Origin of the sequence: Bacillus sp. m3-13 (assembly GCF_000175075.1) — a bacterium.
Taxonomy (GTDB): domain Bacteria; phylum Bacillota; class Bacilli; order Bacillales; family Bacillaceae_I; genus Sutcliffiella_A; species Sutcliffiella_A horikoshii_C.
The window spans coordinates 148,862-156,539 of the sequence record NZ_ACPC01000012.1; the positions used below are offsets into that span (position 1 = coordinate 148,862).

The following is a 7,678-nucleotide window of genomic DNA, read 5'->3' on the forward strand; positions in this document are numbered from 1 at the left end:
AGATATCCAAGTGTGTTGAATATACTATGGTAACATCTAATAAGGGGGGCTATATATGCCTCAGAAGATTCTTTTGTATTGTGACCCTGGTATTGATGATTCATTGGCAATTATTTATGCATTGTTGAACCCTGAACTTGAATTGGTTGGTATTGTAACTAGCTATGGCAATGTCGATCAAGAACAAGCAACTCAAAATGTCGCCTATCTCCTGGAACTTGGAGGCAAGAAGGATATTGTATTGATTGGCGGGGCGAAAACACCACTATCTGGTGAGTTTACTCCCTATTATCCAGAGATACATGGGGAAGAGGGATTAGGGCCAATTAATCCACCTGATACGATAAAAGGAGAATTATTAAATTTTGATGCAATCTTTAAATTAATTGAGGAATATGGAGAGGAATTGATAATTGTAGATGTCGGGAGGTCCACTTCGCTTGCCATTTCTTTTAATCTAGCTGGTGCAGAAACAATGAATGCAATTAAGGGCTTTTATTTAATGGGAGGTGCCTTTCTCACTCCAGGAAATGTAACCGCAGGAGCGGAAGCAAATTTCTATGGTGATCCGATTGCTGCAGGAATTGTGATGGAAAAAGTGAAAAATGGTGTACTCTACCCATTGAATGTCACAAAAGAAGCGATCATCACACCGGAAATGATAGATGAGATCATTAAGGAAGAAAACAACCCCTATCAAAGCCTTATCAAAGAGATATTTGATTATTATTTTGAAGCATACCAAAAGCTTATACCAGGAATAGAAGGAAGTCCTTTGCATGATGTCATGACATTATTTGCCGTGACAACGCCACAAGCATTCAAGTATGTGGAGAAGGAAGTTAATGTGGGGTTAGATGAAGGGAATTTAAGGGGAGTAAGCATTGCTGACTTTCGACCAAGACCAGATGAAAAGGGAAATAAAGTGACTATTGCACTAGAGGTGAATGCAGAGGAATTCGCTAAAAACTTCGTCAAGGTCATGTCCTCCCCTATTGCAAATGAAGAATGAGTATTGTAATATTTGGTATTTTCCAGTTCTATAGACTCATCACAATACGTAATATAGTAGTGTATGAAGTTATAGAACTGGAGGGGTGATTATGGGAGTTAGGTTGATAAAAATTTCCGTTATCTATTTTTTGATAGGGGTCGGTATCGGTTATTATATGTCGACGGCACATGCATACAATTTGACGCCTGTACATGCTCATGTTAATTTGCTTGGATGGACCGCTTTGACTCTTGCTGGTATCATTTATATTTTATTTCCTGCAGCCGGAAAAACGAAACTTGCTACATGGCATTTTTGGTTACACAATATAGGCTTGCCTTTGATGATGGTTGGCTTGGCATTTGTAGTATACGGTAATGAGTCCTTATTGATATTGACCATTATCGGGGCGAATTTAACCACTCTAGGTGTGGTATTGTTTGTGATAAATGTCTTAAAGAACGTTAAGCAGCCTGAAAGCGAATAACCTCTAAGGTGTCCAGTACCCTAAATGGTGTGCTGGATCTTTTTTGTTTTTCAACTATTCCTTTAGCATTGCTTTTGATATGATGAAATGAAAGAGGAATTACTTTAAAGGGGTCGATAACATGTCATTTCACCAATGTCCAAACTGTCAAGAAGAAGTAAAATATAAAACCAAATTAACCTCTGTCTTTTTTGGGTATCGTCCTATTAAATGTGAGGGTTGCGAAACCGTTTATGAAGTAGATGAAAAATTCCGTTTTATCTTATCTCTTTATACCGTGCTAATACCGATTCTTATTGCTTATATGCTAAGTGCGATGATGGGGGTTTTACATACAAGATGGAGCCAAGTGCTTATTGTGTTAATTTTTGGTTCAGCCGGTGTGTTTTATGCAGCAACCAAAGTGCGTTACAAGAAATCAAAACTACAGCCGGTAGAGGAAAAGAAAAAACAAAAAGCAAAATAAAAAAGCTCTTTTCTCAAAAATTGTTGCTATTCACCGGTAAAAAGTCGGCAATTGGACTTTTTTCTGATTACATACTCTAGAAATCACAAGTAGTATGCTTCGTAAAACAGAGAAAAGAGCACGACAGTAAATAATATATCGGCTAATTTGAGTTTGCGAAACAGCAACAAAAATTTACGAAAACAGACCAATAAAAAACGAGAAGGATTTCGATTCCTTCTCGTTTTTTATGTTTCTACACCTGATCTAGTACCCAGATCAGGAAGGCAGCCACTATGACCAGTGAAATAGCATGAAGTACAAAAGACCCGATAAAATCTTTTAAGACAATTAAATAATGGAATTGACTTTTCTTATTATTACGTACAATTCTTCTCGCTCTCGTATCCATCACTTCACTCCTACACACATGAAGAAATTTGTAAGTATATTATACAAAATATTCTCACAAATAATAAGTAATAAAGTAGAAATTTGTAAAAAAAACTAAATATATGTACACCAGTGTCATTTTACCACATAAAAGAATAATGGGTATTAATTTTATCGGAATAATGAAAAGGAAGTTTAGGATAAAACGGAAATCCATCCATTGTAAAATAATTGAAAAAAAAGATTGACGTTCTAATTTGTTTTAGTGTACTATCTAACTAGAACACTAAAACAGAAAGGGGAGTTCTAATGGAAACACATGCTTTTAAAGGGTTGATGAGAAAAGAATGGCTGCTATCTAAAAATACTTTTATACTTCTTATTTGTTTCAAGCTCTTTATTTGGGCTGTTGTATTGAGTGGGAGTGTGCTCACCAATAACCATGAACTATTATATATTGCGACATCCATGATTATCGGTATCCATGTTATTTATATCACGATGATTGTTGGGGCAGGACTGAGCTTGGAAGAAAAGTCGCAAATGTGGCTGCATAGCCCTCGTTCTATGTCCATGATCTTAGGCAGTAAACTTTTGACAGGGATTTTACTCCAAATCACTAGTTTATGTATGGCGTTTCTGTTGTTAGGAATAACAGTAGTTTTCTTTGATCCGGGGGAAACTACGGTAAACCTCATAACGGCAGAATCTATCTTTCAAATGAGTGTCCTAATAACAGTTAGTGGATTAGAACTCGCCATGTTCTATACGTTTTATTGGGCAATCTACCATTCAATGGGGAGGTTCAATTACATAGCAAAGTTTAAAGTAGTCTTTTTCACGCTATTTATCATTTTTAGCTTCCTTTTGATTCTATTTATAGAAAAACAGTTGTTGGGAGGATTGCAATCGGTTTTACCTGTTCCAATTGAAATGACAAAATTCATGAACGTTCATATAGGAGAAGATGGCCTTTGGATCAGTTCTGGCAGAGAAAAGATTTCATGGGTAGGTTTGCTTTTCTCTATATTAAAAATAACTGGGATCTTTTTCTTAACAAGTTGGCTTTTAAATAAGGCGGTGGAAGTAAAATGACAGCAAAATACGATGCTGATAAACCGATATATCTGCAGATCATTGATCGTATAAGTAAAGAAATCGTTCGAGGTGTGTTAAAGCCTGGAGATAAACTTCCTTCCGTTAGGGAAATGGCCATTCAGTCAGGTGTAAATCCAAATACCATTCAACGAACATACAGTGAAATGGAGAGGATGGAAATCGTGGAAACCAAAAGAGGGCAAGGGACATTTGTTACAGAAAATGAGGAAATGCTTTTGCATTTGAAAAAAGCCATGGAAACGAAAGTTGTTGAAAGCTTTGTCCAGAGTATGAGGGAGATCGGTGCATCAGAAAGAGAAATTGTTGAAAGTGTGGAAAGATTTTTGGAGGAGGGGGAGAATCAGAAATGATCAAATTCGAACAGGTTAGTAAAAAATATGGCAAAGATATTGCGGTGAAGGATGGGGATCTGTCTTTTGAAAAAGGAAAAATCATTGGTTTGCTTGGTCCAAACGGCAGCGGAAAGTCTACCAGCCTGAAGATGATTGCCGGTTTGGTAAGACCTGATAAAGGTAAGGTGACGGTGGATGGGGAAATAGCCAGCCGCAAGATTGCAAGAAAGGTAGCCTATATGACGGAACTTGACGTATTTTATGATGCTTTCTCAGTAGAAGACATGGTCAAATTCTATGCCTCCCAATTCAGTGATTTCGACAAAGAGAAGGCGGAAGAGCTTTTGGTGTTCATGAAACTTGAGCCATCCAAAAAGATAAAAGCGTTGTCCAAAGGTAACAGAGGCAGATTGAAGCTTGTTCTTGCATTGTCCAGGCAAGCGGATTACATTCTGTTGGATGAACCGTTTTCAGGATTGGATCCCATGGTGAGAGATTCGATTGTAAAAGGGCTCCTAACCTTCCTCGATTTCGGTAATCAGACGATTATTATTGCCACCCATGAAATTGATGAAATTGAATCACTGCTCGATGAAGTGGTGTTAATAAAAAATGGAAACTTTATGGCCCATCAAAACGTAGAACATATTAGGGAATCGGATGGACTGTCGGTTAAAGACTGGATGATTGCAAATTTTCAGGAGTAAGGGGGGAGAAAGAATGGGTTATTACACGGGGCTGTTATTAAAAGATTGGAAGCTTTCGATGAAGGCGCAACTGCAGAATTATCTTTTTATTCTAGCGCTCTGGATGTTAGGTGTAGGGTTATCGTTAAGTATGGATGAGCCGGAAGTTTCTATAGCTATTGGGCTGACTTTAATAAGCATCCATATTTTCTACATGGGAACCGATATGGTTATGAATCTTGTAAAAGAGCAAAAATTAAAGATGTGGTTATATAATCCAAATCCCGCTCGATCTCTACTTTCTAGTAAATTGCTAATCTCAATGTTCAACTGTTTGCTGTCCATTACTTTTGCCATCCTTCTGTATGCCATTTCCTGTTTCATCAGTGGCCAGCCCTTTCTTCAAGGCAAGGAAATTATTGAGGGCTTTGCATTAATAGGTACGATTATAGGTGTAGGTATGTATCTTGCGATTTGGGCCATTTTTTTCTGGTCTCAAATTGCTGTTGCAAAAGGGAAGCGCTTTGAATATGTGCGCATTGCTTTTAGCGGGATAATTGCGTATTTTATTTTTGTGATACATGAGGGGTTCATGCTTAGTACCTTATATGATCGACTCAAGGATGTTGGCAGTTTTCCGTCCGTATCATTAGGTACTCTAGTCACAAATGAAACGGAGAATGGGTATCAGGAAATTTCGTTGGGGGTAAGTTTGTCAGAGTTTTCCTTTGGACTGTTTACGGTTTTTCTAGCGGTAAGTGTTTTGGTTTTTTTCCTCTCAGTAAAAAATGTGAAGAAAATAGAAGTATAAAAGGAGCTATGTAACATGAGTGATGTGGCAGTAAAGCTTACAAATGTTTGTAAAGACATAGGTACCAAGGAAATCATTAAAGATGTATCTTTTGAAGTGTATAAAGGAGAAGTGTTTGGCTTTCTTGGACCAAATGGAGCCGGAAAAACGACAACCATTCGAATGATGGTTGGATTGATGAGTATCACTTCAGGTGATATACACATCGACGGAGCAAGCATCAAGACCGATTATGAAAAGGCGGTCCGCCAAGTGGGGGCAATCGTTGAGAATCCAGAAATGTATAAATTTCTAACGGGATATCAGAATTTGAAACAATATGCCAGAATGATGCCCGGGATCACAGCAGAACGACTGGATGAAGTAATAGAATTGGTTGGATTGACTGGCCGGATCAAGGAAAAAGTGAAGACATATTCTTTGGGGATGAGGCAGCGTTTGGGAATAGCACAGGCCTTACTACATAAACCAAAAGTATTAATACTTGACGAACCAACAAACGGACTGGATCCTGCAGGTATCCGGGAAATAAGAGACTATTTACGAAGTCTTGCCAGAGAAGAAGGAATGGCGATTGTTGTTTCAAGCCATCTATTATCCGAAATGGAATTGATGTGTGATAGAGTCGGTATCATCCAAAAGGGTGAGTTAATCGATATTCAAAGTATCAGGGACTTCATTAACGATGGCGGAAAAACCTTGTATCAGCTGGAATGTGAACCGGTGGAAGAGGCGATGGCATTGATGCGTGAGATGGATATGACTCATAATCTTGCAGAGGGTAAATTGCAGGCGGAGATAGATCGTGCAGCTGTTCCATTGTTTATCAAAAGTTTAGTAGAAAAAGAGATTGCTGTATTTGAAGTGAAGGAAGTAACGAAAACCCTTGAAGACAAATTCTTAGAAAAAACGTCACAGGAGCGAGGTGTCTAATGATGAAAAATTTAATTCAAAATGAACTAATTAAATGGTTTAGAAGGCCAAGCTTTTATGTGATGAGTGCGATATTGGTATTATTGTCAGCCGTTGGAGTCATTTTTACCATCATGATGGGCTCGATGCTTGACGATGCAAGAAGTGAAAGTGGTGCCAATGGCCAAGAGCTTAGCTGGGAGGAATCCTTAGAGCAGGAAAATGAATACCTGGAAATGACGATTGAAGAGTCAGAGGAAGGGGATAGAAGCAACCTAGAGCGACAGTTGGCAATAAATGAGCATCGCTTGGAAAATGATATGGAACCTACAACTGGCAACTCTGTGTGGACATATATGGATGAAAATTTTGGATTGACAAGCCTGGTTACACTATTCGTTGTCATCATAGCTGCAGGTATGATAGCAAGTGAATTTACTTGGGGGACTATCAAACTCTTAATGATCAGACCGATAAGCAGAAGTAAGATCTTGCTGGCTAAATACATCAGTGTCCTTGTGTTCATAGTCATTTTTTATACGATTCTATTTGTAAGTACTTTTGTAACCGGTGCTATTGCTTTTGGTTTTGATAGTACGCCTTACCTTTTGTATGCTGGTGGTGAAGTGCAAGAGGTTCATCCATTTTTATACTTGATCTTGAAAATGGCATTGAGCAGCTTAGGAGTAATCATGTTCGCTACCATTGCTTTCATTATATCGAGTGTGTTCCGTAATAACTCGCTTGCAATCGGGATTTCACTATTTCTTTTTATTTACAGGAACGCAGATTACAACGCTTGTTGCCATGAAGTTTGAATGGGCAAAGTATTCTCCGTTTGCCAACATTCATTTTGAATCATTGCTTGAAGGAATGCAAATTGTCCCAGGAGTTAGTTTTGGCTTCTCTACTGTCATGTTTTTAATCTACTTTGTGTTGCTGCATGTAGTAAGTTTCTGGACATTTGTGAAACGAGATATTGCTGCTTAACTTTTTTAGCGGAATGAACTGTTAGATATAGTGTAAGGTAGAGTTTTAATGGTGTATTTAAGCTGTGTATGTGGTATTACAATGATAAGCCCGTTTGCCTTGCCTGTAATTTCGACTAATATTTAACCAAGTAGGTGATGTTGATGGAACTGGTGAATATTTCGTATATGAAAAAAGGGCAGATACAAGGGTTTTTTGATAAGTTTCCGCATTCCAAGGTACTCTTTTCCCCCATCCGTAAGTATTATTTTGTTTCTTATGTGTATTGGGATGAACGGGACCCGATAGTGTTGCAGGAAGATTTGGAGAAAATGGAGCTTCTTTTTAACAGCTATATGGGGAGAGAAGCGTTTTATCGGAGAAGGAAAAGAGCGGATACTGGAGTGGGAGGTGCCTGAGGTTTAGGGCGCCTTCTTTTTTTGAATGTATAAAGTACGGTTGATTTCCGTTCCAGGCGCTTCGCTTGCCTGCGGGCGGTCCGTGAGCCTCCTCGGCTGCGCCTGTGGGTC

General features: G+C 38.5%; 12 protein-coding genes. 11 read left to right on the forward strand and 1 reads right to left on the reverse strand.

What is annotated here, in order from left to right:
* Nucleotides 1–55 precede the first annotated feature (55 nt).
* The 3 genes from M313_RS0105580 (at nucleotide 56) to M313_RS0105590 (ending at nucleotide 1,947) form a co-directional block, all read left to right on the forward strand.
* Complete coding sequence (locus tag M313_RS0105580) at nucleotides 56–1,012, forward strand: nucleoside hydrolase (protein WP_010193237.1); 957 nt, start codon at nucleotides 56–58, stop codon at nucleotides 1,010–1,012.
* Between the two features lie 91 nt (nucleotides 1,013–1,103).
* Nucleotides 1,104–1,481, forward strand: coding sequence for a hypothetical protein (locus M313_RS0105585; RefSeq protein WP_010193238.1), 378 nt, complete (start codon nucleotides 1,104–1,106; stop codon nucleotides 1,479–1,481).
* A gap of 121 nt (nucleotides 1,482–1,602) precedes the next feature.
* Nucleotides 1,603–1,947 carry a TIGR04104 family putative zinc finger protein gene (locus tag M313_RS0105590; protein ID WP_010193239.1) on the forward strand — a complete coding sequence of 115 codons (345 nt, stop codon included), beginning with the start codon at nucleotides 1,603–1,605 and terminating at the stop codon, nucleotides 1,945–1,947.
* 235 nt (nucleotides 1,948–2,182) lie between these two features.
* Here M313_RS0105590 and M313_RS25735 read toward each other — a convergent pair whose 3' ends face one another.
* Nucleotides 2,183–2,338, reverse strand: coding sequence for a hypothetical protein (locus tag M313_RS25735; protein ID WP_010193242.1), 156 nt, complete (start codon nucleotides 2,336–2,338; stop codon nucleotides 2,183–2,185).
* Between the two features lie 290 nt (nucleotides 2,339–2,628).
* Between M313_RS25735 and M313_RS0105600 the strand changes: the two genes are divergently transcribed.
* From M313_RS0105600 to M313_RS0105630, 8 genes are all read left to right on the forward strand, one after another.
* The gene (locus tag M313_RS0105600; RefSeq protein ID WP_010193244.1) at nucleotides 2,629–3,414 is read left to right on the forward strand and encodes a hypothetical protein; all 786 of its coding nucleotides are present in this window, start codon (nucleotides 2,629–2,631) and stop codon (nucleotides 3,412–3,414) included.
* Nucleotides 3,411–3,788, forward strand: a complete 378-nt coding sequence (locus M313_RS0105605) for a GntR family transcriptional regulator (protein WP_010193246.1) — start codon at nucleotides 3,411–3,413, stop codon at nucleotides 3,786–3,788. Before M313_RS0105600 ends, M313_RS0105605 begins: the two co-directional genes overlap by 4 nt.
* Complete coding sequence (locus M313_RS0105610) at nucleotides 3,785–4,477, forward strand: ABC transporter ATP-binding protein (protein ID WP_010193247.1); 693 nt, start codon at nucleotides 3,785–3,787, stop codon at nucleotides 4,475–4,477. The genes M313_RS0105605 and M313_RS0105610 overlap by 4 nt, the downstream gene beginning before the upstream one ends.
* Before the next feature lie 13 nt (nucleotides 4,478–4,490).
* Entirely contained in the window at nucleotides 4,491–5,267 is a 777-nt protein-coding gene (locus tag M313_RS0105615; protein WP_010193248.1) for a hypothetical protein, read from the forward strand.
* 15 nt (nucleotides 5,268–5,282) lie between these two features.
* Nucleotides 5,283–6,200: an ABC transporter ATP-binding protein gene (locus tag M313_RS0105620; RefSeq protein WP_010193250.1), complete on the forward strand. Its 918-nt coding sequence runs from the start codon at nucleotides 5,283–5,285 to the stop codon at nucleotides 6,198–6,200.
* On the forward strand, nucleotides 6,200–6,997 hold the full coding sequence (locus tag M313_RS22795) for an ABC transporter permease (RefSeq protein WP_050780645.1): 798 nt from the start codon (nucleotides 6,200–6,202) through the stop codon (nucleotides 6,995–6,997). The genes M313_RS0105620 and M313_RS22795 overlap by 1 nt, the downstream gene beginning before the upstream one ends.
* Entirely contained in the window at nucleotides 6,987–7,169 is a 183-nt protein-coding gene (locus M313_RS24515; RefSeq protein ID WP_050780647.1) for a DUF2705 family protein, read from the forward strand. Before M313_RS22795 ends, M313_RS24515 begins: the two co-directional genes overlap by 11 nt.
* A gap of 143 nt (nucleotides 7,170–7,312) precedes the next feature.
* Nucleotides 7,313–7,567 carry a protein YuzH gene (locus M313_RS0105630; protein WP_010193252.1) on the forward strand — a complete coding sequence of 85 codons (255 nt, stop codon included), beginning with the start codon at nucleotides 7,313–7,315 and terminating at the stop codon, nucleotides 7,565–7,567.
* The last annotated feature ends 111 nt before the right edge of the window (nucleotides 7,568–7,678 follow it).